Below are 26,147 nucleotides of genomic sequence, written 5' to 3'. Positions count from 1 at the left end.
TCCTTGGAAAAAAGACCACCCTATGCCGCCTACCCGGGACGATGGGGGTTACGTTGTAGCACCTTGTCCAGGATTCGATCGGTCTTCAACGCGTCGATACCCAGCGATGGGTGCTCGGCTTCGCCACGGATATGCGCATTCATCGCCAGCACGTGGTGCCACTGGATATGCGTGTGGCACGGCACTTCCAGCACCTCGCTGGTTTCACCCTCAAGGTGCAGCGGCTGGTCTTCAAAGACCGAGAATCGGATGCGCCCACGGCTGCCGATCAGTTCCACCCGGTCCTCGCGACGGTCCGCGACAAAATTCCAGCAGCCCATGCCCAGTGCGCCCGAACTGAACGTCCAGCACGCCGTCACCGCATCCTCGGCCGCATACCCCCCGGCTTGTCGCGCGGTAAAGCCCGAGACCTCGACGATGTCCCCGGCGAGGTACTGGAACAGGTCAAAACCATGGCTGGCCAGGTCGGCAAAGTAACCACCGCCAGCGATGGCCGGGTCGGTGCGCCAGTTGGCGGCGCTGGCATCATTGGCGCCCGGTGGCTTGCACAGGGTCCAGGTGAGGTGGCGCAGTTCGCCGATGCGTCCTTCCCGCAGCCAGTCACGCACTTGCTGGAAACGCGGCAGCGAACGGCGGTAATAGGACACAAACAGATGCAGCCCGGCACGCTCGAAGGTGCGCTGCATCAACGCGCTCTGCTCGGCGTTGAGCGACATGGGCTTCTCGACGCAGCAATGCTTGCCGGCCGCCGCGACCATCAGGCTATATTCGAGATGGCTGTCCGGCGGCGTGGCGATGTACACCGCGTCCACCTCGGGGTCGTTGATCAGCGCCTGGGCGTCGGTGTAGAAACGCGCAATGCCATGGCGTGCCGCATAATCACGCACCGCCGCTTCGCGGCGCCCCATCACGGCCACCAGCGCAGAACCTGGCGCTTTGTAGAAAGCCGGTCCACTCTTCAATTCAGTGACACTGCCACAGCCGATCATGCCCCAGCGTACGGTGCTCATCTGCCCTCCTCGTGCGTTTTGATCAATCGGGCAGTATCCACATCCCCACACGTCAGCGCCATAAGCACTCAGCATGACAATTGCATTACACTTTTATGACACTCATCCCGCTGCGGGGCACAGACGATGAAAATACGTGCAACGGTCATTTGCGAACACGAGGGGCATATCCTCTTCGTGCGCAAGGCCAGATCCAAATGGGCATTGCCGGGAGGCAAGGTCGAACGCAACGAGCGCCCGGTCGGCGCGGCCGAGCGCGAGCTGGAAGAAGAAACCGGATTGAACGTGGACGGCTTGCTGTATTTGCAGGAACTCAAGGCCCGCGACACCGTGCACCACGTGTTCGAAGCGTCGGTGGTGAACGTCGCCGATGCGAAACCTTGCAATGAAATCGTCGATTGCCAGTGGCACCCCTATGGCGCCATGGACGAGCTGGACACCACCGATGCCACCCGCCACATTGTCAAATCCTTCCTGCGTCGCCTGTAGTTCAGCGCTCCGGGCGCAGACCTACAAGCGCCACGTTCAAGACTGAGGCTTGCGGCCTGCCGCCTGCCCCCGCAGATACAACGCCTCCACTAACTTCTGCCGCTCCTCCCGAGGCAGGGTGCTGGCGAACTGCGCCAACGTCGTGTCCACCAACGCACGCAGCGCCATATCGGCTTCACGGGCCTTGGCCAGTTCCGCCACCAGCACATCCCGATCCAGGGTCGGCGCTTCCAATTGCTTGATCACACCCATGCGCGCTTCACGCCCGGCCATGATCAGCGGCTGGCTGTCGGCCCGGTTGTGCCGCAGCAGTTGGCGCAGTTCCCGGCGGCGCTCCGGCGGCAGCTTGATCATCGCCTGGCGCAAGCCGTGCTGGTTGACCACCGCCTCAGCGGGCTTGGCACTGGCCATCCAGTGGTAGAGGCCACCGCCGACGCCGCCGATCAGGAACACGTTGAGCAAGACCGAGGCCAGCAGCCAGGGTTTGAGGGACTTCAGGCTCATTGCTCGGTGTCCTCGGCATTGACGGTAAAGATGACTTGCGCATCGCCTTGATCGAAGACGCTGGGCAACACCTCGGACGACCACATCGGCAGCGGCACGCTCAGGGAGGCCACGAGCATCCCGGTGACGATGCCCGCGACACCCACGCCTACCAGGCCGGCCGGCGACAACCAGCGGGCATAGCGCGACCAGAATGACTGGCCGCGCGGGGCCGACAGCCGAATCTGCCGTGCCAGCGAAGGATCGACGTAGGCCAGTTGATGGCTGTCCAGTTGACCGTCGAGCCAGCGCGCCTGTTGCTGGGCCTCATGCGCAAGCACATTGCCGCTGTCCAGCAAAGCCTGGGCTGCGGGCTGTTCGGCGCGGGGCCAGCGGTGCAGGTCGGCGCCATAGGCGTCGGCCAGGTAAGCAAAGCGTTCGGGTGTCATGGTTTTCCCCTTCCTGGGCGGGCAAGCCCGGGTGTGTCGGCAAGTTGGCTGCGCAACTGGCGGCGGGCCCTCGACAGCAGGCTCTCCAGTGCCTCGACGCTGATGTTCATCAGGGCCGCGGCGTCGATGTTCGACAGCTCCTGGTAGTACTGCAACACAATCGCTTCGCGCTGACGCTCGGGCAGCGCCGCCAGGGCGGCAGCCATCCGGGCGCTGCGGTCGGCGGCTTCCAGCTGTTCATCCGGCGTCAGTGCGCTGTCTGTCAGCGCCAACGCTTCCTCGTCCTCCAACGGGCGCTCCTTGCGCCGGCGCAGACGGTCGTGGCACAGGTTGAGCGCCACCCGGTGCAGCCAGGTGTCGAAGCGCGCCTCGCCACTGCGCCAACTGGCCGCATGGCGCCAGATGCGCAGGAAGCTTTCCTGGGCCACGTCCTTGGCCTCGTCGGCATCCCCCAGGATCCGGCCGGCGAGCGCCAGCAGACGCGGCAGTTTGCGCGTCACCATTTCGTTGACAGCCGCAGGCTCGTTGTTACCGATGCGCGCCAGCAGTTCCACGTCCGGATCAGTGTCTTTCAATCGGGCAATTCTCGGTCAGCGGATCCAATGCCCTTCGCGCCAGTACCAATTAGGGCCGTGAGCCTCCCAATGGCCCGGTTCCCAGCGCGCATTGCGCATCACCGGCTGCCAGTGACCGGGCACCCAAGCGTAGCCGCGCCCTTCCCAGCGCCAGTGGCCGCGGTCCCAGGCGTAACCCGGGCGTTCCACAGGGATCACTTCCACACGTTCCGGCGGCGGTGGCTGGCGGATAATGATTTCGGTCTGGGCAAACACGGGGGTGCTGACAAACGCAGCAAGGGCCAGCGGAGCAAGCAAGGCATAGCGCAATTTGGCCAGGTATCTCATGGCAACTCCTTCATGCAACACGCGAAAGTGCGGGTGCTGATGGGTTGAACGGCGGGGGCAGGAAAATCCGTCGCAGGTTTTTCAGCAGTATTGCGCAGGGGGTGGCAGGGCTTGATGAAATGTTTGAAAGCTTCGCGACGGATTTATGTCGGTGGCTGCGTTGAAGGATTAACGCTGATCAACCCAAGAGGAAACACCATGTACCGCCGACTTTACATGCTGGTTGCCGCACTGCTGATCGTCAGCCTCAGCGGCTGCGTGATCGTGCCGGAACATCGCCATTGCTGCTGGCGCTATTACGGCGCGCTGGACACCCCCACCCACACCGTCAACGGCTAACCCACCGCAGCAAACCCGCGACGCCCGGCCTTGATCTCGGTACGCAACTCACCAATCAGGTTTGAGATGGAACGGATGCTGTCCAAACCGTCGGGGGATACCCCGGTCAGCAGCAGGTCGACCCGGCCGGACACCGGTTCGAAGACAGTGATTCGCAACGAGCCGTCGCTGTTCAAGGTGCAATCGCACGCCAGCGGCAGGAAACCCGAAGCCATGATGCGGTTGAATTCAATGATTGAAATCATGACAAGTCCCCACCCCTGGGCCTCACCCGGTCGTTGTGATGGAACCAGAGTAGACGAGGTTCTGCGGGGCATGGAGCGGTTCGTGCAAAAGTGTTAGCCATGCCTCATTTCGGTGTGGAAACGCCGGCCCGCTGGCGCCAGAAACCCGTTTGGCGACCTCTCGTCTGCTGCGCCGCCGAAGGCTTGACTAAGCGCCCCGATCGAAAGACGCTCTTGGCTTTTCGCCATCATCCAGAGCAGCCGCCCCATGAGCATCGACCCTCCGAGCCAGCCCGACAGCGATGTGTACAAAACCTTGCTGGAGTCGACCAAGGCCATCCCCTGGCGCATTGATTGGCAGAGCATGACCTTCAGTTACATCGGCCCGCAGATCGAGACGTTGCTCGGCTGGACCCCGCAAAGCTGGGTCAGTGTGGACGACTGGGTCGAGCGCATGCACCCGGACGACCGTGAATACGTGGTGAATTTCTGCGTATCGCAGTCCCGCGCCGGTGTGGATCACGAGGCAGACTACCGGGCGCTGAGCGTGAATGGCGACTACGTGTGGATCCGCGATGTGGTGCACGTGGTGCGTAAGGACGGCGAGGTCGAGGCGCTGATCGGTTTCATGTTCGATATCAGCGAGCGCAAGAAGACCGAAGAGCACCTGGTGCGCTTGCAGAAACAACTCGAGGAATATTCCTACCAAGATGGTCTGACCGGTATCGCCAATCGCCGCATGTTCGACACCGTGCTGGAACGGGAATGGGCCAGCGCCCAGCGCAGCCAGTTGCCGCTGTCGTTGATCATTCTGGATATCGATTTCTTCAAGCAGTACAACGACCACTACGGCCATATCAAGGGCGATGAGTGCCTGCGCCAGGTGGCGCACACCTTGTCCCAGGCAGCCAATCGGCCACGGGATTTCATTGCACGTATCGGTGGCGAGGAGTTCGTGTGGTTGCTGCCGGAAACCGATGCGCAATCGGCCAGGCAGGTGGCGCAACGCTGTCTGCACCTGATCCGCCAGCAACAGATCGAGCATGGTTATTCGGCGGTATCGAGCCTGCTGACCCTGAGCCTGGGCGTGGGTACACGTATCGTGAAACCTGATGCGCCGATGCTGGGGTTCGTCGAAGAGGTCGACAAGTTGCTGTACCAGGCCAAGCGTAATGGCCGGATGCGCGCGGAGTTCGCCGACGGTGAAGTTTGACGCGAAGGTCAAATTCCAAGCAAAAAAAATCCCAAGTAGCTGATGGAAACTTGGGATTTAAAAATGCATAAACCGTGGGAGGTGAACGCCCGGCTATAGTAACGATTGTAAAAAGCTGTAACAAGATTATTTTAATCCTTTCGTCGGATTAAAAGCGCTGTAAGTCATTCAATAACCACACATTTTTTAAGGTAGCCAACCTTATAAGTGCCACTTTTTGGTGCAACTACTGGTGCTATTTCCACTGATAAGAAAGGGTTATTGAGTTAAGGCGACTTCACACTTTTCGATATACGCTCGCTCAACTGTTCGCAGGCATCTTGTGTATCGAGGCTATTGGGCAACACCGAGCGCGCCACACTTTCCACCTGTCGACACAGCGCCAAGCGCTCATTGGTCGCATCCCGCTCGCGGTCGACCTGGGCATTGAGCTGCACAAAATAGACCCCCAGCAACACCGCCGCGCAAAGCACTGCGAACACGAAGTAGCGAAAGTTGTTGGACGGCGGCTCGGGTGGACTCATGGCTCACTGCGCCCTGCTCTTCTCATAACGCACGTCGCCGTCCTCGACCTGCGCCGTCAGGGTCCAGCCCAGGCGTTGGTAAAACCCGTTGGCGCGGATTTCGTCGCGCCCATCGGTGATCAGAAACAACCTGTCATGGTGTGCAAACAGCGCGGCTTCAGCCACCGCCATGAGTCGACGCCCCAGCCCCAGGTTCTCGTGGGACGGCAATACGAACATCGCGAACACCTCGCCGGTCGCCAGGTCGACCATGCTGAAGGCCACGGGCCGGCCATCCACTTCGGCGATCCATACGCAGGGGGCTTCGCGGATGCTGTCGGCCAGCACCTCTGGGGTGATGCCCAACTCGGCCATCTGCTCGACACTCAGATGGTTTTGCACCACCGAGGTGCGAAGGGTGAAGAGCGTGTCGACATCGTCCTGCGTCGCTGCGCGGATAAGCGTTTGCATACTGGCCTCCCAATGAAGGACGCAATTGTATGCAAATAGAAACATAGCGATTGTCGTGGATTTGTAAACCGCCGCCTAAAAGGACTCGCCATGCTGCTGCCGACGAAATTGCCCTGGCGCCAGGCCATGGGCCTTGCGGAAGCAACGGGAAAAGTACGCTTCATCGGTAAACCCGCAGCGGTGTGCAATGGGGCCGATCATCTGCGCACTGTTGAGCAACAAGGTGCGCGCCAATAGCAAGCGGCGGTCGAGCACCAGTTGCGAGAAGGGTTTGCCGGTCTCCTTGCGTAACAGGTGCGTGAGGTAGTTGGGTGACAGGAACGCCGCCGCTGCCGTGTCGGTAAGGTTGAGGGTCGGCTCGTGCAGATGCTCGCGGATGTAGCGCTGCACCCGCGCCAACGCATCCTTGCGCCCGCGCCGGGTGGCATTATCGGCGGCGAACGCCTGCAACGGCTCGGCATATTGTTCGCAGACCAGGCCGATCAGTTGAAACAGGTAACCCTTGAGACGTTCGCGGGTGCCGAAGGTGCGGTGGGCATCCAGTTCGCGCATGTGAGTGAGCCAGCTTTGCACCTGCTCAAATGCTGCGTCATCGAGGATGAAATCCAGGTGTTCCTGGAAGCGAAACGGCGACAGCTCGGGCGCCTGGCCGATGGGAATGTCTTCGAGGTCCAGGGGGGCGCAGGTCAGTTGCGGCAGGAAAAAGCCCTGGCTGAAGTTGATCAGCATGAACTCGCCGTCTTCGGGATGGGGAATCACATGCAGGCGATGGGGCAGGATAAAGGCCAGGGCCTTGCGCGGAAACGGCCGCACCGCGCCGCCGATGTGCTGCACGGTGTCGCCGCCAAGGTTGATCTGGATCTGGAAGTATTCATGCCGATGCGGGCGGGTCAGCGGCGCCCGCCCGCGCTTGTCACGGATGTAGAAGTCGGGGCGGTCGCTGCGTTGTTCCATGCCGTAGGTGGTGACGCGGGTGCCTGGCATAACGGTCTCTCGGGTGGCCGGGTCACCACTTTAGCCTCAAGCCTGGCCGAGGGTGAACTGCAACTCGCCGATGCCCTCGATGCCCGCCGTGACCACATCGCCCGGCTGCAAGGCACCGACACCTGCCGGGGTGCCCGTGAAGATCAGGTCGCCGGCCTTGAGCGCGACGGACTTGGACGCATGGCTGATCACTTCGCTGACAGACCAGATCTGGTCGGCCAGATCGCCCACCTGGCGCTGTTCGCCATTGACCTTCAGCCAGATCTTGCCGCTGGACGGGTGCCCTACCGCACTCACCGGCTGCAGCGCAGTACTCGGCGCAGATTCATCGAAGGCCTTGGCCCATTCCCACGGACGCGAGAGTTTTTTCGCCTGGGCTTGCAGGTCGCGGCGGGTCAGGTCAATGCCGACGCCATACCCCCAGATGTGGGAAAACGCCTGTTCCGGGCTGATATCTACCCCGTCCTTGCCGATGGCCACCACCAGTTCCACTTCATGGTGCAGGTCGGCGGTCAGCGGTGGGTAGGCGATCACACCTTCGGCGGGTACCACGGCGTCCGCCGGTTTCATAAAGAAAAAGGGCGGCTCGCGGTCCGGGTCGTGACCCATCTCACGCGCATGCTCACTGTAGTTGCGGCCCACGCAGAACACACGGCGCAGCGGGAAGCGCGCATCACTGCCCTGTACTGCGAGGGATGGGGTTGGCGCGGGGGTGAATACGTAGTCAGTCATGGCCTGTGCCTCTGGGTTTACCTGGCGCCAGTATGGCCAGGGCCGCCGAGGGAAAGTTGGACAGGCTTACGCAGATTTTGTACTGGCCGGTGCTTGCTCGATCATTTGCGTGCGACCTTGTAGCGCACGCAATCCTGATAGAAACCCTGGCGAATGGCCTCGGGCTTGAGCCGCGAACGGCTGTCGTAGGTCTGTTCGGTGATGCCCATGGCCATCATGCGCATCCAGGATTTGTTGAACTTCATGCTCTGGATCTTCTGTCGCGCCGCATACAGCGACACCCCCGACAGTTTCAACTCCTGAGCCCTGGCGGCCGTGCCGGCGCCCCAACTGCACATGTACTTGTCACCTTCGCGCAACTCCCGTGCCTGCGCGGCAGCCGCGCCGCCGGCCAGGGAGCAGGCGATCAGCATGATTCCAACATTGCGCATTCGCATCCCCACCTAACCACCTGAAAATAAAAGCGATTCTGGCGAGGATTTGGTTACAAGGGGGCCATTAAATTGCCTTATCACCACTGATAGGTTGCACTCGCCTGCACCGTGCGCTGCGAGCCATACCAGCACCACGAATAGGAGTAGCAGGACGCGACATACTCTTTATTCGCCAGGTTGGTGGCGTTGAGCGCCAGGCGCAGGTTGTCCTTGAGGCTGGTGATATTGGGGATGTCGTAGTGCACCGCCGCATCGAACAAGGTGTAGCCCGGCACCTTGAGGGTGTTGGCGGTATCGCCCCAGGAAGACCCGACATAACGCGCGCCCGCACCCGCGCCGAAGCCCTTGAGGTGGCCGTCGTGGAAGGTGTAGTCAGCCCACGCCGAGGCGGTGTGGCGCGGCACGCCGTAGGTGGTGGTGCCTTCGGCGGCGATGGCCGGACCTACGCCGATATCGCTGATGGGCGCGTACCGCACGGTGTTGTTGGATTTGCTGATGCGGTTGTCCAGGTACGCGTAGGCCGCCGTGATGTCGAGGTTGTCGTTGAGGCTGGCCTTGCCTTCCAGCTCGAAGCCACGGGATTGCACTTCACCGTCCTGACTCTGGCAGCGCCCGGTGCCGCACAGGTGGGTGGGGTCCGGGTCGGTGGTGAGCACGTTGGTCTGGCGCAGGTCGAAGATAGCCGCGGTGATAAAGCTGTTGCTGCCCGGCGGCTGGTACTTGATGCCGATTTCGTACTGCTTGCCTTCGGTCGGCTTGAACACCGAACCGCCGTAGCCGGTGCCCGATTGCGGGTTGAACGACTGCGCATAACTCGCATACGGCGCCAGGCCATTGTCGAAGAGGTAGACCAGGCCGATACGACCGGTAAACGCCTTGCTGTCCAGGGACGACTTGCTCTTGGCCCCCGTGCTGATGGTCTGGGTACTGTTATCGGTGCTGGCCCAGTCATAGCGACCGCCCAGCAACAGCACCCACTTATCCCACTTCATCTGCTCTTGCAGGTACACCCCGGTCTGTTCGCTGCGCGAAGTGCCGTCGGTGGTGTAGGCCGGCACCGGGACGGCCGCGCCATAGACCGGGTTGAAAATATCCAGGGTCGGGCCTGCGGTGTACACACCTGAGCCGGACTTGGTGTCGGTGCTGGTGTTCTGGTAGTCGAGCCCCATCAACAAAGTGTGCTGCAACGGGCCGGTGTCGAATTTGGCCTGCAGCTGGTTGTCGAGGGTGTAGGCATCCAGGTCGACATCGCTGGCGATGGTCGAGCGGCGGATGGTGCGGTAATCCGCCATCAGGTAGTTGTTGTAGAGGCTGCGGTACTGGCCTTCGCTGCGCAGGTAACGCGCACTCTGGCGCACCGTCCAGACGTCATCGAAGTGATGCTCGAACGCCCAGCCGATGGAGTAGTACTCGCGGTCGCTTTTCTCGAAATTCTTCTCGCCATCGTAGAAATCCACATCGATGCTGTGCTCGGTCGGGCTGTGCAGTACCGAGCCCCAGGCTGGCACCGAGCCATAGGACGCACCCTTGGGGTCCTTCTGGAAATGCCCGAGCAGGGTCAGCGAAGTGGCATCGTCCGGGCGCCAGGTAAAGGCGCTGGACAATGACTGACGGCGCGTCTCGGTGTGCTCCACCTGCCCATCGGCATCGTCGAAAAGCCCGGCCACGCGGTAGGAATACACGCCCTGATCATCCAGCGGGCCGCTCAAGTCGAAGGTGGTGCGCTTCTTGTTGAAGGTGCCGTATTCCACGCCGACTTCATGAAACGGCGTATCCAACGGGCGCTTGCTGACCATGTTGATCACCCCGCTCGGCGTGCCCTGGCCGTACAGCACCGACGCCGGGCCGCGCAGCACTTCCACGCGTTCCAGGTCAAAGGCGTCTTTCTGCGGCAGCGCGTCACGGCTCGACGGCATGCGCAGGCCATCGAGGTAAGTGGCCGGGGAGAAACCGCGGATAGTCAGTTGGTCAAGGCGCGACGCAGTGGCGCCACGGGTTTCCGGGATGACGGCGGCGCTGTAGCGCAGGATCTGGTTGAGACTCTCGGCGTTTTGCGCGCGCATCTGGTCTTTGGTGACGATGGAAATCGACTGCGGGGTTTCGATCAGCGCGGTGTCGGTCTTGGTGCCCGACAAGCTGCGCGTGGCCACATAGCCAGCCACCGGCCCGGTCGGGCTTTCGCTCTGGTACGCGCCACTGATGGTGGTGGCCTGCAGTTCCATGGCCCCACCGTTATCCGGGATGGCTTCGAGGCGGTAGCGGTCGGCGGAAATCTTCAAGGCTTGCAGGCCGCTGCCGGCGAGCAATTGGTTCAGTGCCACGTCGGTAGCGTATTGCCCGCTCAACCCCTTGCTGCGTTTGCCTCGGGTCAGGCCTGCATCGAAGGCCAGCACCAGGCCCGCCTGTTCGGCGAGGTTGTTGAGCGCCTGGCTCAGGTCACCGGCAGGGATCGAGAAACGGCGCAACGCGCTGCTGCTCTCTTCGGCATAGGAGGACTGGACGGTCAGCAACGGCACGGCGGCAAAAGCCATCGCCACTGACAGGGCCAGTGGGTGCAAGGGACGAGCAAGGCGCGACATGGGAAATCCTGCGTAAGGGAGGTTCTATTAACCATGACGGCCATGTCGGGGAATCGGGCAAGGATGGGAGCGATTTTTATTTGGCGGGCAATTCTGCAATCAGGTTTATCGCTTTTCCGTGTAGCACTTTGGGCTGACTTTTCGCGGTTTTTTCCCCTGCGTAGTGGGCTCTTTCTGAATTTTCCAACCGTTCATCCAGCCGCTTTTTGCTGGGGCATGCTCCGACGCCTTGCCCTTTGCCGAGACGTCACGGATGACCAACGCTTCCCACATTGCCCTGATCGAAATGGAACTGGACGGCTTTCATCAGAGCCTGGTGAGTTATCGCCAGCAGATGAACGCCTGGTATTCGCGCGCGCTGGATTCAGTGAGCCATGCTGCGGACATGCCGTCGTTGCTGGGGATGGATCGGGTGTTGCGGGTGGGGGATTCGCAACGGTCGGTGAGCGTTTCCGACGCTGACTTTTCGAGCGTGACCCGCTGCGCGATGGGCGGTGAGTTGAAGATCGAGAGCACGTTCGAGTCGGTGTATGACGTGCCGATCGGCAATATCCCGGTGGAGGTCATCGGCCTGGATGACGGCAGTTCCACGGTGGTCATGCTGGATGAACAGGGTAAGGGATCGCACCACTGTGCGGCGGGCGGACGCTATCAGGTGCGGGTGCAGGGTGGCGTGTCCGAGGAACAGGTTGACGCGCTATTTGCCTCTTACGCCGGTTTGACCAGGGATTTGGAGCAGTGGCTTCGGGAGCAGTGGTCTGGCTTTAAACCGCATTGGGAGCGCTCGACCGCCAGTGCAATTGGCAGCGGTTTATTGGCGGGCAGTTGGGCGGCGATTCGCGACGTGTGGGACAGCATCAAGCTGGTGCAGGCAATTCTTGAAGACCCGTTGGCGTTCGTTGAGCAGTTGGGTGAGCAGGCCGCCAGGTTGGCGCAAATCGCCACCGACACGCCGAAGGTCATGGAACAGGCGATGTTGCTCGCCAGTGACGAGGCGGCGCTGTACCTGATGGTACGTACGGCGATGCTCTGGCTGGACGCATTACCCCCCGGTGAGATGGCCGAGGTAGCAGCAGGGTTTGTGGTGTCGCTGCTGATTGACCTGGTGATTGGCGCCGTGTTGACCATCGCCTTGCCGGCCGCGGGTGTGGCGTATTTGAGCTTACGACTAGTCAAGTATGGAGCGCGGATTCTTGAGGCGGCGGTGGGCTTTGTTAAGGGGCTTCTGGCGATTCTGACGAAGTTCATGCAGGCGGTGGATCGCTACAAGGCGGTGGCGGTTCGCGGGGTGGTCGGCGGGCTCAAGCAAGGCACGATGCAGATACGCTGGAAGGCGCGGCAGAACGCGGTGCTGAAGCAGAAAGAGCCTGTGGATGATGTGCCGGCTGTTGCGAAGAATCCCAATGGGGATGCGGCGGCGCCTGCGGACAAGACCGCCACCAACGGCTGCCCGGTGTCGATGGTCACCGGCGAGGAATTGCTGACCCTCACCGATGGGACGCTGGACGGGGTTTTGTCGTTTGAGTGGACCCGGTTGTACCGCACCAGTGCGGTGGAAATGGATGGTGGGTTGGGGTTTGGCTGGAGCCACTCGCTGGCGCATCGGTTGAGTGTTTCCGGGGATTCGGTGGTTTGGACCGATCATGAGAATCGGTCGACCACCCTGCCCTTGCCGTCTACTTCTCGTCCCGCGATCACCAATAGCCTGGCCGAAGCGGCGATCTATCTGGGCTCGTTGCCTGATGAGTTGGTCCTGGCGCAAGGGTCGCGTTTCTACCACTTCCGCGACGGTGTGCTGACAGCGATCAGCGACGCGTATGACAACCGACTGCGCATTACCCGGGACTTTCTGGGGCGTGTGGAGCGGGTGGATAACGGCGTCGGGCGCTCGTTGTGGTTGCGCTATGTGTCGGGCCGGATTGTGGCGGTGGATTACCAGATTCATCGCGTTGTGGATGACGGTCCGTTTGTGTGGGTGACGGAGCAGACGGTTGTTTCCTACGCCTATGACGACTTGGGACGACTGGTTTCAGTGACCAACGCGGTCGGTGAAAGCGAGGTTTATCGCTACGACGAACAGCACGTCATCCTTGAACGTGGCTTGGCCGGTGGGGCGAGTTTCTTCTGGGAGTGGGAACGATCTGGCAAGGCGGCGCGGTGTGTGCGGCATTGGGCCAGTTTCTCGCAGATAGACACGCGTTATGCCTGGGATGACAACGGTCAGGTCACGGTGTTTAACGCCGATGGCAGTCAGGAAGTCTATCTCCACGATCAACGGGCGCGACTGGTGCAGCGTGTCGATCCTGACGGGGCCGAGCACTTCAAATCCTACGATGAAAAAGGCCGGCTGACGGTTGAGCAGGATCCGCTGGGCGCGATCACGGCGTATCAGTACGACGAAGCCGGGCGCTTGGTGGCCGTGTTTCCGGGGGACGATGAGCCGACGACCTACGAGCATGATAACGGCTTCGTACGGGTTGTGCGGCGTGGTAAAGCGGTTTGGAAGTATGAGCGCAATGACCAGGGCGATGTCATTCGCAAGATCGATCCTGACGGTCACGTTACCGATTACACCTACAACAAATACGGACAGTTGGTTGGGGTTTGGTATCCGGATCACAGCTGTCAGCGGCTGGTGTGGAACGAGCGCGGGCAGTTGCTTGAGGAGCAGTTGCCCAATGGTGGGATCAAGCGTTATCGCTATGACGATTTTGGACGGCAGATTGCACGGGAAGATGAACACGGCGCGCTGACCCAGTATCAGTGGGACAACGTAGGTCGGTTGATTCGCGTTGTGCTGCCAGGCGACGGGTTCAAGGAATACAGCTACAACCCCTACGGAAAAATCACCGCCGAGCGCGATGAACTCGGGCACATCACCCGCTACGAATACGCCGACGGCCTGCACCTGATCAGTCGTCGCATCAATGCCGATGGCACCCAGGTCAACTACCGATACGACAATGCGCGCTTGTTGCTGACCGAGATCGAAAACGAGGTTGGCGAGACCTACCGGCTCCAGTACCACAGCAACGGCCTGATCCAGCAGGAAACCGGGTTTGACGGTCAGCGCACGGCGTACGTGTACGACCTCAACGGCAACCTTCGGGAAAAGACCGAACACGGCGATGACGGCAGTCAGCTGGTTACCCGCTACGAGCGCGACCATGCCGGACGCCTCATCAGAAAAACCCTACCCGATGGCAATACCGTCGATTACGCCTACGACCGCCAGGGCAATCTCCTAAGTGTCGAAGACGGCCACTGGGCCCTGGCCTACGAGTACGACAGCCAAAACCGCCTCACCGCCGAACACCAAGGCTGGGGCACCCTGCGCTACGCCTACGACGCCTGCGGCCACCTGCAAAACCTGCGCCTGCCGGACAACAACCGCCTCACCTTCAATCACGACAAAGGCGGCCACCTCGCCACCGTCGAACTGAACGGCGCGGTCCTCACCTCACACCTGTTCAAGGCCGGTCGCGAACAGCAACGCCAACAAGGCCAACTGTTCAGCCACTACCAACATGACCACCAGGGCCGCCTGTTCAACCAGAGCATCGTTGATGCCGAAGGCCCGCTATACCGCCGCCACTACGACTACGACAAATCCGGAAACCTCACCCGCCTGCTCGACACCCGCAAGGGCGAACACCGCTACCACTACGACCCACTCAACCGCCTCACCCGCGCCGACCACACCCAAGGCGAGCAAGAACGCTTCGGCCACGACCCCGCCAGCAACCTGCTCATGCACAACCGCCCCGGCCCCGACATCGTCGCCGGCAACCGCCTGATGATCCAGGGCGACCACCACTACGACTACGACGCCTTCGGCAACCTCATTCGCGAACGACGCGGCAAAGGCCACGCCCTCGTCACCGAATACCGCTACGACTGCCAGCACCGTCTGATCGGTATTAAAAAACCCAACGGCCAAACCGCCAGCTACCGCTACGACCCGTTTGGGCGGCGTATCAGCAAAACCGTGGATGGGATTACGACCGAGTTCTTCTGGCAAGGCGACAAACTCATCGCCGAACACCACGCGGATCGGCACCGCAGCTATCTCTATGAACCGGACAGCTTCCGTCCGCTGGCGCTGCTGGAAGGCTTCGGCCCCAAGGAAACCAAGGCCTACCACTACCAACTCGACCACCTCGGCACCCCACAGGAACTCACTGCCCAAGACGGCGAAATCGTCTGGTCCGCGCATTACCGCGCCTACGGGGAAATCACCCGCCTCGACATCGGAAAAGTCGACAACCCGCTGCGCTTCCAGGGCCAATACTTCGATCCGGAAAGTGGGCTGCACTACAACCGCCATCGCTACTACAATCCGGATGTTGGTCGCTACCTGACGCCGGACCCGGTGAAGTTGGCGGGTGGGATCAACGTGTACCTGTACGTGCCAAACCCAACGGGATGGATTGATCCGTTGGGGTTGAATAACTGCCCTGGAGATAACGGGTGCAGGGAAGAGGTAAGTGCTAAGGATCCGGTTAAGTCAGCACAAGTGCACCCAGGGGAAGCTGAACTTCCTAAAACTGGGGGAGCTGAGCGCGCAGCCAAGTACTCCTCAAAGTGGGAGGTAGCAAGCTTAGATGAAAACATTGTCAAGTTTACCGGCACTCACCCAATCGTGACGACGACAGACAAAGGCAAGAAGATCTACAAGAACCCTGAAAATGGGATTGAAATTGTAGAAGACCTCAACGGGGACTACTTCAGAATCCATGACCCATCACAGCCGGGTAAAAGGCGCTACTTGAGCCTTGAGGGCGTGGTTCCTAACAACAGGATATCTCCCTCAGGAAAGCAAATCGGTAGAACGCAAAGCGAATACAATGAAGCGACACACTTTAATAAAAAGGCACACAAAAAATGAAAGTAATCTGCACCCCACTCACCTTAGAGGCCATGAGTTTATTAGACGTAGACGAATGCCCAGAATCTTTACTCGAAAGCGTTATCCTTACCCGCGAAGAGTACGGACAACTTATTGAGTCCGGCGTGCTTGAAGCGATAAACACCACGCTTGGAAAAATCATCGACGATTACGAAGACGAAGCCATTTACAACGTTGAGGAGCTCACCAAAACCTTAGAGATCCTCAACAACCATTTGACGCACGAAAACTCATCTACTATGAGCAAAATAATTGCTTTAAACACCCTTGCGATCAAAAACAGAACAGGCCTGTTTTTCTTCTTCTAGAATTTTACAAACCCTGCATTAGTCCCCTTTCACCCCCACGCCACCACCAACAACCCCACCCCCAACACCAGACACAACGGCGAATAAAAATACGTATCCCACCGCGCAAACCTCGACCCACCGACCTTCTTGAAGAACCCCACCAACTCCGAATCCCCAATCGCCCGGGCAAACATCAGTACGGCAATCGCGCTGATGCCCCACTGCAACGCCCCGTGGGACACCGCCGAGAAGTAGAGCCCGGCGCGCAGGCACACCAACAGCGCAATGGCCACCAACCCCATCGCCACCAGGAACGTGCCCAATGCCGAGGGTTTGAATGCAGGTCTGGGCCCGTTGGCGAATTCGCCGGGCAGTTGGGGAATGGCGGCCTGGAAGCCGAGTTTGCCGCCGGCGGCCCAGTACAGGTGGACCATGCTGATGCAGGTAAAAACCCCGACAATCCATCGTGCGACAACAAAGCTCATGGCTGGCTCTCCCTGAAAAGGTGCGAAACAGGATAGTCGCCCTGAGATTTTTTGCAGGCATTTCGTCGGCGGCTGATGGTAAAGTGCCACCCCATGAAACTTGCCCGTGCCGACCGCTCGCTCATTGCCTGGATGCTCTACTGCTGCGTCCTGTTCAATGTGTTCGCCTGCAGTATTGGTCATGGGCAGATGGTCGGGATGCAGCTCAATGGCATAGGCGGCCAGTTCTGTACGGTGGACCCGCGTACCCAGGCGCCCAAGCCGTCCAATTCCACTGAAGAGAATTTACCGACGCTGTCCAAGGCGTTTGGTTGCCCGCTGTGTTCCACCGGCGGCATGGGCCCGGCGCTGAGTTCCAGCCTGAATGTGGCGGTGTTGCCACAGCCCCAAGCACCACCGCCTGCCATTGTCCTGGCTGCCGACATCCCTGCCCGCTTCACCTGGCCTGCGGCTAATCCGCGCGCGCCGCCTGCCTTCACCTGATGCCTTCGCTTTCCGATCTGCACTGAGCACCGTTTCCGCAAGGAAGTACGGGCGCCTGTGCGTTGTTTTCAAGCAAGCTTTTCAGGATTCAACCATGAAACATCTACCCCTGTTGGCAGGCCTGTTCGGCTGCCTGCCTGTCTGCGCCTGGGCCCTTGAGTTGGCCCCGACCACCATCGATGGCGAACAAGCCGCCGAACCCGGCCTGGCCCTGGATCAATCCAGCGGCGTAGCGTCGCGGTTGGGCTTGAGTGTGCGGGAAACCCCGGCGTCGGTGGCCATCGCCAATCGCAATGACATCGAGCGCCATGGCGCCAAAACCTTTCGCGATGCCGCCAACACCTTGCCCGGCGTCAACGCCAGCGCCCCGCCGGGGTTTGGCGGGTTTGTCTCCTATCGCGGTTTTACCAGCAGCCAGATCACCCAGATGTTCAACGGCATCAATGTCGCCACTGGTCTGGCCCGCCCCGTGGATGCATGGATCTATGACCGGGTGGAGCTGGTGGGTGGCCCCTCCTCGCTGATCAACGGCGCAGGCTCCGTGGGCGGCTCGCTCAACTACGTGACCAAGCTGGCCACCCGCGAGGAACAAGCCGCCGAAGGCCAGCTCACCTACGGCAGCTACGACACCGCCGGCATGGCCTTCGGCGTCAACCATGCCCTGACCGAACCTGGCGCCGAGGTGCAGCATTACGCCCGCCTGGATGTGAGCCGCAACACCAACCACAGCTACATCGACCGCGATCAGCGCGACGCCTGGAGCCTGGCGTTTTCCTTGCTCAGCGACCTCACGCCCAACCTGTCCCACACCCTGGCGCTGGAATATCAGGATGAGCATGAAGACAGCCCCTACTGGGGCACGCCGGTGCTCAACCCCAAGGCGGGCGAGTTGAAGATCGACAAACACAACCGTTTCAACAACTACAACGTCGCCGACGGGCGCTACGAACAGCGCACCCTCTGGGCGCGTTCGATCATCGACTACCGCCTCAACGACAGCACCACCCTGAAAAACACCCTTTACCACTTGGACAGCCAACGCGATTACCGCAACCTTGAAACCTATCAGTACAACGCGAACAACACGGCGGTAAACCGTTCGACGGCCTATCAGGTGCGCCATCAAGGTGAACAGAACGGCAACCAGTTCGAGCTGCGCCACGACGATAGCCTCTTCGGCCTGTCAACTACCTGGTCCGGCGGCTTCGAGTACAAGGTCAACAGCACCACCAATACACCGTGGAACGTACCCGGCAACAGCACGGTAGACCCCAACAACTTTGACCCCGGACACTTCTTTGACCTCCCGCGGACCCGGGAAAGCTTCGGCAAGGACAAGACCAACGCTGTCACCACCAAGGCATTGTTCGTGGAGAATCGCCTGGGTCTTACCGACAAATTGTCGCTGTTGACCGGCCTGCGTTATGACGCCATCGACCTGGACGTCACCAATCATCGCGCAATAACCGCCACCAACCCCCGCCACTTCAAACGCAGCTGGGAGCCGGTGACCGGACGCGTGGGCCTGACCTACCAGTTCATCCCGACGGCCAATGTGTATGTGCAATACAGCACAGCCGCCGAGCAGCCAAATACCACCACGCAAGTGTTTGATGTCTCGACGGGCAAGCAGTGGGAAGTGGGCAGCAAATTCGATTACCTGGACGGCCGTGGTTCGGCCACCGTTGCCGCGTATAAGATCGAGCGCAAGGACTTTGCCGTCACCGACCCGCAGGATCCCACCAACAGCATTCCGGTCGGCGCACAGTCATCCAAGGGGATCGAATTGGCCAGCTCGCTGCGCATCACGCCAAAGTTGCTGGCGGAAGGCAATTTCGCCTGGGTGGACGCCGAATACGATGACTTCAACGAGAAAATCGCCAGTGGCGCAGTGGTGTCGCGCAAGGGCAACACGCCAACCAACGTACCCAAGCGCGTGGGGAATCTGTGGCTGACCTATGATTTTGCCGAGGATTGGCAAGGGGGCGTGGACGCCCGATATGTAGCCGAGGTGTATGCGGACAACGCCAACACCCAGACAGTGCCGGCCTACACGCTGTTCGGAACGTTCCTGCGCTATAAGGTGGACTCACACACCTCGGTGACGGGCCGTGTGCGCAACTTGACGAATGAGGTGTATGCCGAGTTTGCCCATGTGTCGCCGGCGTATTACTTGGGCTCACCACGAACCTTTGAGTTGGCGGTACAGACCCGGTTCTGATCCTGGAATGCAACTAAATGTGGGAGGGGGCTTGCTCCCGATAGCGGTGAATCAGTCGACCATGCCGTGACTGATACGCTGCAATCGGGAGCAAGCTCCCTCCCACCCTTGATTTGCATTGAACTGAAAGATCCGTGGTTATTTCAGGCTCGCCTCAACCTTCTGCGCCACATCCTCAGTCAACCAAGCCTTCCACACTTCGGGATGCTCCTTGAGAAACGCCTGGGCCACCTCCCGTGGTGCCGTGTGGTTTTCGCTCATAGTCGCCAGCGCCTTGTTCAACGGCTCAATCGGAAACTCGACTTTCTCGAAGAACTGCGCAATCTGCGGATGATCTTTCTGGAACGGCGTCGATACCCCGATACTCAACTTCGACGCCAACGACCGGGTCGGCTTCGGATCAGGGTTATCCGCATCGGTCAGGGTCTTCCATGCCTCGGCATCAAACGGCGGCTCTTCTAGCTGGATCAACTTGTAACGCCCCATCAGCGGCGTCGGCGACCAGTAATAGAACAGCACCGGCTTGCCGCGGCGGATCGACGAGGCGATCTCGGCATCCAGTGCCGCGCCCGAACCACTGCGGAAATTCACGTAGCTGTCATCCAGGCCGTAGGCCTTGAGCTTCTGTTTGTTGACCACTTCCGAGGTCCAGCCGATGGGGCTGTTGAGAAAGCGCCCCTTGCCGGGGGATTCCGGGTCCTTGAACACGTCCTTGTAGCGCGCCAGGTCCTTCACACTCTTGAGGTCCGGCGCCAGGGGCTTGATACCTTTGGCGGGGTCACCCTTGACCACGTATTCCGGCACCCACCAGCCTTCGGTCGCGCCTTTGACCGTGTCACCCAGGCCCACCACTTTGCCTTCGGCCTCGGCCTTGACCCACACCGGGCTGCGGCCGGCCCACTCTTCACCGATCACCTGGATGTCGTTCTTTGCCAGGGCGGTTTCCAGGGTGATGGTGGTGCCGGGCAAGGTATCGGTGGGCAGGTCGTAGCCCTTCTCGACAATCACCCGCAGCACTTCGGTGATCAGGCTGCCGCTTTCCCAGTTCAGGTCGGCAAAATGTATCGGCGCCTCGGCGGCGTTCACTGGCAACGTGGCCATAGACAGCCCCAGGCTCGTCAGCGACGCAGCCAACAGCGTTCTCAATCCTTTCATGCCTTCGCACCTCGCGATATCGCAGCCAATGGCGGACGGCTTTGCTACGTATGCGCGAAGCCTCTGAATAGTTAAGTCAACTCAACTGTAGTAGAGGTTCCGGGAGATAACGGGTGTTCGCGGTTTTTGCTGATTATTCACTGGCCTTGAAGGTGACCAGTTCGCCTTTGCGCCATTTGGCGGCCTTGCCGGTCACGGCCTTCAGGGTTTTGGTCAGGCCTTCCTGCAGTTGCTCGTTGGCGGCGAACACCAGCATCACGCTGTGGCCTTCCTTGAACACGATGCCCTGGCCTTCGGCCGAGGACACAAAGGCGTAGTCGCCCAGGCCATAGACCGTCAACTTGATATCGCGGAACTTCAATTCGAACTTGCCGCCCTCACGACTGGGCAATACCGCCGCCCGGAAATGGTCGCCGACCTTGAGCTCAAGGCGCGGTTTGTCATCCACCACCATCGCCGCCTCGGTATCGATTTCGGCAATGTAGATGCCTTCCGGCGTCTGCTCGGTAATATAAACAAAACGGGATTGGAACTGTTTGACCAACTTTGCGCGCAAATCACCCAGCACGAATAACGCGTGCATATCCAGATTACTGACTGCCAAGGAAACGCCCCCACATGGAAAGAGCGCTGTCCGCCAGAGCGGGCAGCACAAAAAAACGGCCATCACGGCACGATCACACAACTCATTCTTTGAAAAAACTGAAGAAAATCCTGCTGTCGAGCCGAAAGACTAGTACAGACATGCTCGATGGGCCTTGTGCAAGGTCATCAGGCGCCACAGGAGATCACAGGTTCAACGGCCCGAGAATACGGGTCGACCAACTTCAGAGAATAACCCGATTAAAAATGCAGTTTTCCGACATGCATACACAAATGAATACGCTGTCATGGAACCGGACGCTGACTGCTGACGACAATACTAAAACAGCAGCACCGATCAAAACCAGTCAAAACGCTGCAATCCAGTCATCCCGCCAGATCGAAAAGGAGCAGGCCATGCAACGATCACCCTACAGCGCTATGTCTTCGCAAACCCGTTCATCCTGTCAGGACGAGGCTCAATACTACCGCTTGAACAGCTTCGAGGGGTACCCGGATTCGGTTCTTTACCAAGTCGTACCTGCCGGCCGGAACTTCTTCCACGTGCGCGAAGTGCTCAGCGGCCGCATCAAAGGCTTTCGCAGCGACCATGTCAAGGCCTGTGAACTGGCCAGAAAACTGGAAGCCATGTTGCACGCCCCCCACGGAGCAATCGTTTCGTCCGCCCGGTAACTTACTGCGCCGCCGAACCGCAACAACTGCCATACTGGCCCGTCCACTGAAGTTTGCGCCCCACGGGCCAGGTTTCTCCAGTGCAGTTATCTCCAAGGGAAGGCTCTACGTGACGGAATTTGATATCGGCGAATTTTTCATCCATGGCGACGCAAGGGAAGTAGATGGTGAGTTTCAAGCAGTGATCGTGATGCGGGCCAAGCCACCGCTGACCACTGTGACCACGCACCAAGTGGAAAAAGACCGCTGGTTCAAAACTGTCGATGCAGCCGCCGTCGCTGCAAAAGAGGCCGCCAAGGCGTTAAAGACTGCTGTGGATGCCGGGGCCCTGAATTCCTGAACATTCGATAGAACTCCGCTGCGCTACAACCCTCCCATGCATAACGACCACCCTGCATGGAGAACGAAATGGACGCGCCAATCCCCACCCTTGAAACCCTGTTTGAACAATTAGGCCTGGATTCAACCCCGGAGGCCATCGACGCATTTATCGTCGCCCATCCGCTGCCCGAAGATGTGAAACTGATCGATGCGCCGTTCTGGTCCGCACAACAGGCCAGCTTTCTCAAGGAAGAACTGCGTGACGACGCCGAATGGGCGATTGCGGTGGATGAGCTGAACCAACGCCTGCATCAACCGCACTAAGCAGCCGTCAATGCAGGCTGTCTGACTGCTCCAGCCGCAACAGCGCCTGCCAGGCAGCCCTGCACTCCTCCGCCTCATCGCGACTGGCGAACGCCGTACCGCGCTGCTCTCCATTGAGCAATACCACCCAACAGGCCTTTTGACCCAATGCCCGCAAGGCTTGCGGTACACCACTGCCAATCATCACGGCGACATCGACTTTGTTTTGCATGGAGCTTCTCCGCAGCATTAGTTAGCTGGCTAACAATGTTCGCCATGCTACGGTTTTCCTCCCGTTGGAAAAAGCTGTCTCCGGAATAGCTTCATTGCATAAACCGCAATAATCCTAACGCCCGCCTTTCGCGGCCTCGGGCTTGTAACCCAGGCGCAAACCGCCCCAGTGCCGGCCCTTGACCATGATCGGCACCGACAGATCGTGCATCAGCTCACCGGTGTCGCGGGTATAGGTTTGCAACAACACCGCCTGCTGATGGCTGCCGCAGCGGATTCCGGTACGGTCGTCGAACTTGCGCTTGGTACGGTTCTGCACGGCGTCCACCTGCGCATCGCCGGTCAGGGCCTGGGAAAATGCCTTGTTGTGCGTCGGCACATAGCCCTGGGGCGTACAGGCAATGGCGAACACCAGCCCTTCGTGACGCGGCAACAGCGCCTCCTGGATCGCCGGCAACACTTGGTCGGTGTAGCCGTCGAAGCGGGTGTGGTATTTGCTCGGGCGGGTGTTGGCGATCGGTGTGTAGCTGCGGTCGAACAGGTCATCCAGGCTGATGCGGTTCTGCTGCACATCGGCCTCGAATTGCGCAGCGATCCGACTCGCCCCTTCGCGGGCCAGGTCATAGATGCGCTGGTGGTAGTCATCCAGGCCGACTTCCGCCAGGCGCTCACTGATGGTTTCGGCCTGGCCTTCCATCTGCACGGCCGCGTCGGCCAGTTGGCGGGTTTGCTGATCGCTGACGGCGAGGTCGCTGCGCATCTGCTCCACGGCATGGAACAGGCTATCGAGCTGGGTGCGGTTGGTGTCGGTGCCCTGGGCAATTTCATTGACCTGGCCTTCCACATCCGCCGCCAGGCTGGCGATATTTTGCAGCTGTTCGCCCGCGTGTTCCACCTGCTCGACACCGGTGTGCAGGTCCGCCGAGAGCTGGCGAATCTGCTCCACCACCTGGGCAGTGCGTTGCTGGATATCCGCCACCATCACACCGACTTCATCGGTGGCCGTGGCGGTACGCCCGGCCAGCCCGCGCACTTCGTCCGCCACCACGGCAAACCCGCGACCATGTTCACCGGCCCGCGCCGCCTCAATCGCTGCGTTCAGCGCCAGCAGGTTGGTCTGGCTGGCGATGGACTGGATCACCAGGGTCACGCGCTGGATTTCCTCACTGCGCTGGCTCAAGGCTTCGATCAGCTCACGGCTGGCATTCGCACGCTGGCTGAGCTGGTGCATGCGGCTGATCGACTGGGCCAGCACTTCACGGCCTTCGGTGCTGCGCTGATGGGCCTGGCTCGCGGCGCTCAATGCCTCACGGCTGAGCTGGGACGTCACCTTCTCGGTGCCGATCATCACTTCGGCACTGCTGACGATCTGCTTGGCCGCACTCAACTGCGACTGCAGGCGCGCCGCCAGTTGCTTGACCGAATAGGCCACGCCGGCGGCGGAGAGTGCGTTATGGCTGGTGGTATAGGACAGGTCGCGGGTCAACTCGCCAATGGCATCGGCGGTGTCGGAAGGCGCAATAACCGGCGTACGATTTTTCAGGCGAGGCAGCCAGATCACCAGCACGGCCAGTGGCAGGCAAAGGTAGAGCGGCAAATTGGCGAACACGAGGCCCAGCAGTACCAGCACCAGGGCGGTGCTCTGCAACAACGGCGTGAGCCAGCCGGGCAGCCCGCGTACCACCGGTTGCGGTGACACAGCTGCGCCCATCAGAGATCCGTCTCCAGCCATCTTCGTTACCCCACTGCTTGTCATTATTGTCGCTGCATTAAACGCCACTATCGGGCCATTATCCATGGGCCTTTAGTGGGGTAGCTTGCAGCAGATCAATAGACGGGGCGTAACGGGTCTTGCCCTGGGGAACCGCGTGGCGGCCCCCCAGCTTCACCGCATCAGGCTTGGCGCTGGTGCTTGTCGATCTGCTCGTGGCGCTCTTGCGCTTCGATGCAGTACTTGGTGGTGGGGCTGATCAGCAGGCGCTTGAGGCCGATAGGCTCGCCGCTGTCATCACACCAGCCAAAGGAATCTTCCTTGATGCGCTCCAGGGCACGCTCAAGCTGCGGCAGCATGCGCTGGTCGCGGTCGATGGCGTTGACCAGCCAGGTACGCTCTTCTTCCACGGAAGCGGCGTCGGCCGGGTCGGCCGGGGTGTCCAGGCTTTCAATGGCGATACGGTTCTGTTCAATGCGCTCGTGGTGTTCCACTTTCATGTCTTGCAGCAACTTCTCGAAAAAAGCGTGCTGTTCGGCATTCATGTAGTCATCCGCCGGCATGGCCAGCAACTTTTCCTTTGTCATTGATTTCTCTATAAAAAATACGTGCATTAAGGCGAATAAGGGAGCGTTCCGGCAGGCCTCTGCAGGTCTCGGAAAGGCGCCGTCCATTTCAAGCGCCACCCGGCACTCAATTTACGAGGGGCGGCAGTCTAAGGCCGACTTGAGGGCGCAGCAACTGAAATGACAGGCATTTTTTCCCGGATAACCCCAAAAGGCACCAGGACGGGCTTGGCGAATGGTTATCGGAGTGCGTTTATAGCAGGAAAGTTCGTGAAACAGCTATAAGCCGCAAGCTGCAAGCGACAAGCTGCAAACATCAGCATGCTTGCAGCTTGAGGCTTAACGCTTGCCGCTGCGCCTCAGCGCTTGAGCTTACGCTTGTTGCGGTATTGGTCGATGACCACGGCCACCACAATGATCAGGCCCTTGATGATGTCCTGGATATACGCATCCACCCCGACAAAGGTAAACCCGCTGGCCATCACCCCGAGGATCAGCGCGCCGATCACCGTGCCGGTAATGCGCCCTACCCCGCCCGCCAGGCTGGTACCGCCGATGACCGCAGCGGCAATCGCATCCAGTTCATAGGACATGCCCATGCCCGCCTGCCCGGTCGCAGCACGTGCCGAAGCCACTACGCCGGCCAGGCCTGCGAGCAAACCGGCGATGCTGTAGACAATGATCAGGTGGCGCTTGACGTTGATCCCCGAGGTGCGCGCCGCCTGCATGTTGCCGCCGATGGCGTAGGTGTACTTGCCGTACTTGGTGTAGCGCAGGGCGATGTGGAAGATCACCGCCACCACCAGGAAGATGATCACCGGCATCGCGCCATGGCCGATGGCCGTGTACGAGTCCGAGAGCATGCTCACCGGCTGGCCTTCGGTGTAGTAACGCGCCAGGCCACGGGCCGAAACCATCATGCCCAGGGTGGCAATGAACGGCGGAATGCCAGTGACAGCAATGATGCTGCCGTTGATCGCCCCCGCCAACAGCCCCACACCCAGCCCCATCGCCACCGGAATCCATACCGGCAAGTCGGTCAGGCTGGGGAACACCGCCCGGGAAAAGTCGGAAGTCTGCGCCAAACTGGCGGCAATCATCGCCGACAGCGCCAGCACCGAGCCTGAAGACAGGTCGATACCCGTGGTGATGATCACCTGGGTCACACCGATCGCCAGCAAGCCGATGATCGACACTTGCAGGATCATCAGCACCAGGCGCTGGGAGTTCATCAGGAAGCTCTGGTCGCGCACGATCCAGCCGAACAATTCAAACACCAGGCCAATGCCGATCAGCACCAGGAAGATGCTCAGCTCGGTGGGCATGCGTCGGCGACTTTTGGTTGGCACCGTCGCAGGTTTGTTATCCGTTATTGCGTTCATAGC

General features: G+C 60.2%; 29 protein-coding genes. 10 read left to right on the top strand and 19 right to left on the bottom strand.

Annotated elements, in window-relative coordinates; all coding sequences use genetic code 11:
- Window positions 1-29: 29 nt before the first annotated feature.
- The gene (locus tag NL123_RS13525; RefSeq protein WP_494357994.1) at window positions 30-1,010 is read right to left on the bottom strand and encodes a Gfo/Idh/MocA family protein; all 981 of its coding nucleotides are present in this window, start codon (window positions 1,008-1,010) and stop codon (window positions 30-32) included.
- Window positions 1,011-1,136: 126 nt separating this feature from the next.
- On the opposite strand from NL123_RS13525, the gene NL123_RS13520 reads away from it, so the two are divergent.
- Complete coding sequence (locus NL123_RS13520; RefSeq protein ID WP_092248826.1) at window positions 1,137-1,499, top strand: NUDIX hydrolase; 363 nt, start codon at window positions 1,137-1,139, stop codon at window positions 1,497-1,499.
- A gap of 36 nt (window positions 1,500-1,535) precedes the next feature.
- Here NL123_RS13520 and NL123_RS13515 read toward each other — a convergent pair whose 3' ends face one another.
- From NL123_RS13515 to NL123_RS13500, 4 genes are read right to left on the bottom strand one after another with little or no spacing between them, the layout of a single operon-like run.
- On the bottom strand, window positions 1,536-2,003 hold the full coding sequence (locus NL123_RS13515; RefSeq protein WP_071490699.1) for a periplasmic heavy metal sensor: 468 nt from the start codon (window positions 2,001-2,003) through the stop codon (window positions 1,536-1,538).
- Window positions 2,000-2,431, bottom strand: coding sequence for a hypothetical protein (locus NL123_RS13510; RefSeq protein ID WP_248482039.1), 432 nt, complete (start codon window positions 2,429-2,431; stop codon window positions 2,000-2,002). Before NL123_RS13510 ends, NL123_RS13515 begins: the two co-directional genes overlap by 4 nt.
- A complete protein-coding gene (locus tag NL123_RS13505; protein WP_248482041.1) occupies window positions 2,428-3,006 on the bottom strand; it encodes an RNA polymerase sigma factor in 579 nt (192 codons plus the stop codon). Before NL123_RS13505 ends, NL123_RS13510 begins: the two co-directional genes overlap by 4 nt.
- 15 nt (window positions 3,007-3,021) lie before the next feature.
- Window positions 3,022-3,333, bottom strand: a complete 312-nt coding sequence (locus NL123_RS13500; RefSeq protein WP_248482042.1) for a YXWGXW repeat-containing protein — start codon at window positions 3,331-3,333, stop codon at window positions 3,022-3,024.
- A gap of 198 nt (window positions 3,334-3,531) precedes the next feature.
- On the opposite strand from NL123_RS13500, the gene NL123_RS13495 reads away from it, so the two are divergent.
- Window positions 3,532-3,672: a hypothetical protein gene (locus NL123_RS13495; protein ID WP_166794343.1), complete on the top strand. Its 141-nt coding sequence runs from the start codon at window positions 3,532-3,534 to the stop codon at window positions 3,670-3,672.
- Here the strand turns inward: NL123_RS13495 and NL123_RS13490 are convergent.
- Window positions 3,669-3,917: a DUF1652 domain-containing protein gene (locus NL123_RS13490; protein WP_058427593.1), complete on the bottom strand. Its 249-nt coding sequence runs from the start codon at window positions 3,915-3,917 to the stop codon at window positions 3,669-3,671. The two genes, NL123_RS13495 and NL123_RS13490, sit on opposite strands and share 4 nt — an antisense overlap.
- Before the next feature lie 247 nt (window positions 3,918-4,164).
- Here NL123_RS13490 and NL123_RS13485 point away from each other — a divergent pair, with 247 nt between their 5' ends.
- The gene (locus tag NL123_RS13485; RefSeq protein ID WP_494357993.1) at window positions 4,165-5,109 is read left to right on the top strand and encodes a sensor domain-containing diguanylate cyclase; all 945 of its coding nucleotides are present in this window, start codon (window positions 4,165-4,167) and stop codon (window positions 5,107-5,109) included.
- A gap of 266 nt (window positions 5,110-5,375) precedes the next feature.
- Here NL123_RS13485 and NL123_RS13480 read toward each other — a convergent pair whose 3' ends face one another.
- The 6 genes from NL123_RS13480 to NL123_RS13455 form a co-directional block, all read right to left on the bottom strand.
- The gene (locus tag NL123_RS13480; protein WP_494357992.1) at window positions 5,376-5,633 is read right to left on the bottom strand and encodes a hypothetical protein; all 258 of its coding nucleotides are present in this window, start codon (window positions 5,631-5,633) and stop codon (window positions 5,376-5,378) included.
- A 3-nt stretch (window positions 5,634-5,636) separates the two neighbouring features.
- Window positions 5,637-6,083, bottom strand: a complete 447-nt coding sequence (locus NL123_RS13475) for a GNAT family N-acetyltransferase (RefSeq protein ID WP_248482047.1) — start codon at window positions 6,081-6,083, stop codon at window positions 5,637-5,639.
- A 75-nt stretch (window positions 6,084-6,158) separates the two neighbouring features.
- Window positions 6,159-7,067, bottom strand: coding sequence for a helix-turn-helix transcriptional regulator (locus NL123_RS13470; RefSeq protein ID WP_248482048.1), 909 nt, complete (start codon window positions 7,065-7,067; stop codon window positions 6,159-6,161).
- Window positions 7,068-7,103: 36 nt separating this feature from the next.
- Window positions 7,104-7,799 carry a fumarylacetoacetate hydrolase family protein gene (locus NL123_RS13465; protein ID WP_494357991.1) on the bottom strand — a complete coding sequence of 232 codons (696 nt, stop codon included), beginning with the start codon at window positions 7,797-7,799 and terminating at the stop codon, window positions 7,104-7,106.
- Window positions 7,800-7,900: 101 nt separating this feature from the next.
- The gene (locus NL123_RS13460) at window positions 7,901-8,230 is read right to left on the bottom strand and encodes a hypothetical protein (protein WP_494357990.1); all 330 of its coding nucleotides are present in this window, start codon (window positions 8,228-8,230) and stop codon (window positions 7,901-7,903) included.
- Between the two features lie 80 nt (window positions 8,231-8,310).
- Entirely contained in the window at window positions 8,311-10,812 is a 2,502-nt protein-coding gene (locus tag NL123_RS13455; protein ID WP_494357989.1) for a TonB-dependent siderophore receptor, read from the bottom strand.
- Between the two features lie 253 nt (window positions 10,813-11,065).
- Between NL123_RS13455 and NL123_RS13450 the strand changes: the two genes are divergently transcribed.
- Window positions 11,066-15,700 (top strand): RHS repeat-associated core domain-containing protein, encoded by a 4,635-nt coding sequence (locus NL123_RS13450; protein WP_494357988.1) that lies wholly within the window; start codon window positions 11,066-11,068, stop codon window positions 15,698-15,700.
- A complete protein-coding gene (locus NL123_RS13445) occupies window positions 15,697-16,029 on the top strand; it encodes a hypothetical protein (RefSeq protein ID WP_494357987.1) in 333 nt (110 codons plus the stop codon). Before NL123_RS13450 ends, NL123_RS13445 begins: the two co-directional genes overlap by 4 nt.
- 29 nt (window positions 16,030-16,058) lie before the next feature.
- On the opposite strand, the gene NL123_RS13440 is transcribed toward NL123_RS13445, so the two are convergent.
- Window positions 16,059-16,496: a DUF3995 domain-containing protein gene (locus tag NL123_RS13440; RefSeq protein WP_058425721.1), complete on the bottom strand. Its 438-nt coding sequence runs from the start codon at window positions 16,494-16,496 to the stop codon at window positions 16,059-16,061.
- Window positions 16,497-16,589: 93 nt separating this feature from the next.
- On the opposite strand from NL123_RS13440, the gene NL123_RS13435 reads away from it, so the two are divergent.
- Both NL123_RS13435 and NL123_RS13430 read left to right on the top strand, forming a co-directional pair.
- The gene (locus NL123_RS13435; protein WP_248488019.1) at window positions 16,590-16,979 is read left to right on the top strand and encodes a DUF2946 domain-containing protein; all 390 of its coding nucleotides are present in this window, start codon (window positions 16,590-16,592) and stop codon (window positions 16,977-16,979) included.
- Between the two features lie 94 nt (window positions 16,980-17,073).
- Window positions 17,074-19,200, top strand: a complete 2,127-nt coding sequence (locus NL123_RS13430; RefSeq protein WP_248488018.1) for a TonB-dependent receptor — start codon at window positions 17,074-17,076, stop codon at window positions 19,198-19,200.
- Window positions 19,201-19,338: 138 nt separating this feature from the next.
- Here the strand turns inward: NL123_RS13430 and NL123_RS13425 are convergent, their stop codons facing one another.
- Window positions 19,339-20,355, bottom strand: coding sequence for an ABC transporter substrate-binding protein (locus NL123_RS13425; protein ID WP_248488017.1), 1,017 nt, complete (start codon window positions 20,353-20,355; stop codon window positions 19,339-19,341).
- 133 nt (window positions 20,356-20,488) lie between these two features.
- Window positions 20,489-20,959, bottom strand: coding sequence for a hypothetical protein (locus tag NL123_RS13420; protein ID WP_016975554.1), 471 nt, complete (start codon window positions 20,957-20,959; stop codon window positions 20,489-20,491).
- A gap of 14 nt (window positions 20,960-20,973) precedes the next feature.
- Between NL123_RS13420 and NL123_RS13415 the strand changes: the two genes are divergently transcribed.
- The 3 genes from NL123_RS13415 (at window position 20,974) to NL123_RS13405 (ending at window position 22,275) form a co-directional block, all read left to right on the top strand.
- Window positions 20,974-21,630, top strand: coding sequence for a hypothetical protein (locus NL123_RS13415; RefSeq protein WP_248488016.1), 657 nt, complete (start codon window positions 20,974-20,976; stop codon window positions 21,628-21,630).
- 109 nt (window positions 21,631-21,739) lie between these two features.
- Window positions 21,740-21,970: a hypothetical protein gene (locus tag NL123_RS13410; RefSeq protein ID WP_248488015.1), complete on the top strand. Its 231-nt coding sequence runs from the start codon at window positions 21,740-21,742 to the stop codon at window positions 21,968-21,970.
- A gap of 68 nt (window positions 21,971-22,038) precedes the next feature.
- Window positions 22,039-22,275, top strand: a complete 237-nt coding sequence (locus tag NL123_RS13405; RefSeq protein WP_071496103.1) for a DUF2789 domain-containing protein — start codon at window positions 22,039-22,041, stop codon at window positions 22,273-22,275.
- A 7-nt stretch (window positions 22,276-22,282) separates the two neighbouring features.
- Here NL123_RS13405 and NL123_RS13400 read toward each other — a convergent pair whose 3' ends face one another.
- The 4 genes from NL123_RS13400 to NL123_RS13385 form a co-directional block, all read right to left on the bottom strand.
- Entirely contained in the window at window positions 22,283-22,486 is a 204-nt protein-coding gene (locus NL123_RS13400) for a hypothetical protein (protein ID WP_248488014.1), read from the bottom strand.
- 114 nt (window positions 22,487-22,600) lie between these two features.
- Window positions 22,601-23,833: a methyl-accepting chemotaxis protein gene (locus NL123_RS13395; protein WP_408003530.1), complete on the bottom strand. Its 1,233-nt coding sequence runs from the start codon at window positions 23,831-23,833 to the stop codon at window positions 22,601-22,603.
- 545 nt (window positions 23,834-24,378) lie between these two features.
- A complete protein-coding gene (locus NL123_RS13390; RefSeq protein WP_003191666.1) occupies window positions 24,379-24,783 on the bottom strand; it encodes a TraR/DksA family transcriptional regulator in 405 nt (134 codons plus the stop codon).
- A 338-nt stretch (window positions 24,784-25,121) separates the two neighbouring features.
- Window positions 25,122-26,144 carry an ABC transporter permease gene (locus tag NL123_RS13385; RefSeq protein ID WP_016975559.1) on the bottom strand — a complete coding sequence of 341 codons (1,023 nt, stop codon included), beginning with the start codon at window positions 26,142-26,144 and terminating at the stop codon, window positions 25,122-25,124.
- Between the last annotated feature and the right edge of the window lie 3 nt (window positions 26,145-26,147).

It is taken from the genome of Pseudomonas sp. FBCC-B1565 (assembly GCF_059133265.1).
The sequence above is the reverse complement of the archived record's forward strand: the minus strand, read 5'-3'. Positions and strand labels throughout refer to the sequence as shown.

Coding starts and splice junctions, on each gene's coding strand:
- NL123_RS13525 (WP_494357994.1), bottom strand. CDS start 1,010: ATGAGCACCGTACGCTGGGGCATGATCGGCTGTGGCAGTGTCACTGAA.
- NL123_RS13520 (WP_092248826.1), top strand. CDS start 1,137: ATGAAAATACGTGCAACGGTCATTTGCGAACACGAGGGGCATATCCTC.
- NL123_RS13515 (WP_071490699.1), bottom strand. CDS start 2,003: ATGAGCCTGAAGTCCCTCAAACCCTGGCTGCTGGCCTCGGTCTTGCTC.
- NL123_RS13510 (WP_248482039.1), bottom strand. CDS start 2,431: ATGACACCCGAACGCTTTGCTTACCTGGCCGACGCCTATGGCGCCGAC.
- NL123_RS13500 (WP_248482042.1), bottom strand. CDS start 3,333: ATGAGATACCTGGCCAAATTGCGCTATGCCTTGCTTGCTCCGCTGGCC.
- NL123_RS13495 (WP_166794343.1), top strand. CDS start 3,532: ATGTACCGCCGACTTTACATGCTGGTTGCCGCACTGCTGATCGTCAGC.
- NL123_RS13490 (WP_058427593.1), bottom strand. CDS start 3,917: ATGATTTCAATCATTGAATTCAACCGCATCATGGCTTCGGGTTTCCTG.
- NL123_RS13485 (WP_494357993.1), top strand. CDS start 4,165: ATGAGCATCGACCCTCCGAGCCAGCCCGACAGCGATGTGTACAAAACC.
- NL123_RS13480 (WP_494357992.1), bottom strand. CDS start 5,633: ATGAGTCCACCCGAGCCGCCGTCCAACAACTTTCGCTACTTCGTGTTC.
- NL123_RS13475 (WP_248482047.1), bottom strand. CDS start 6,083: ATGCAAACGCTTATCCGCGCAGCGACGCAGGACGATGTCGACACGCTC.
- NL123_RS13470 (WP_248482048.1), bottom strand. CDS start 7,067: ATGCCAGGCACCCGCGTCACCACCTACGGCATGGAACAACGCAGCGAC.
- NL123_RS13465 (WP_494357991.1), bottom strand. CDS start 7,799: ATGACTGACTACGTATTCACCCCCGCGCCAACCCCATCCCTCGCAGTA.
- NL123_RS13460 (WP_494357990.1), bottom strand. CDS start 8,230: ATGCGCAATGTTGGAATCATGCTGATCGCCTGCTCCCTGGCCGGCGGC.
- NL123_RS13455 (WP_494357989.1), bottom strand. CDS start 10,812: ATGTCGCGCCTTGCTCGTCCCTTGCACCCACTGGCCCTGTCAGTGGCG.
- NL123_RS13450 (WP_494357988.1), top strand. CDS start 11,066: ATGACCAACGCTTCCCACATTGCCCTGATCGAAATGGAACTGGACGGC.
- NL123_RS13445 (WP_494357987.1), top strand. CDS start 15,697: ATGAAAGTAATCTGCACCCCACTCACCTTAGAGGCCATGAGTTTATTA.
- NL123_RS13440 (WP_058425721.1), bottom strand. CDS start 16,496: ATGAGCTTTGTTGTCGCACGATGGATTGTCGGGGTTTTTACCTGCATC.
- NL123_RS13435 (WP_248488019.1), top strand. CDS start 16,590: ATGAAACTTGCCCGTGCCGACCGCTCGCTCATTGCCTGGATGCTCTAC.
- NL123_RS13430 (WP_248488018.1), top strand. CDS start 17,074: ATGAAACATCTACCCCTGTTGGCAGGCCTGTTCGGCTGCCTGCCTGTC.
- NL123_RS13425 (WP_248488017.1), bottom strand. CDS start 20,355: ATGAAAGGATTGAGAACGCTGTTGGCTGCGTCGCTGACGAGCCTGGGG.
- NL123_RS13415 (WP_248488016.1), top strand. CDS start 20,974: ATGGAAAGAGCGCTGTCCGCCAGAGCGGGCAGCACAAAAAAACGGCCA.
- NL123_RS13405 (WP_071496103.1), top strand. CDS start 22,039: ATGGACGCGCCAATCCCCACCCTTGAAACCCTGTTTGAACAATTAGGC.
- NL123_RS13400 (WP_248488014.1), bottom strand. CDS start 22,486: ATGCAAAACAAAGTCGATGTCGCCGTGATGATTGGCAGTGGTGTACCG.
- NL123_RS13395 (WP_408003530.1), bottom strand. CDS start 23,833: ATGATCGGCACCGAGAAGGTGACGTCCCAGCTCAGCCGTGAGGCATTG.
- NL123_RS13390 (WP_003191666.1), bottom strand. CDS start 24,783: ATGACAAAGGAAAAGTTGCTGGCCATGCCGGCGGATGACTACATGAAT.
- NL123_RS13385 (WP_016975559.1), bottom strand. CDS start 26,144: ATGAACGCAATAACGGATAACAAACCTGCGACGGTGCCAACCAAAAGT.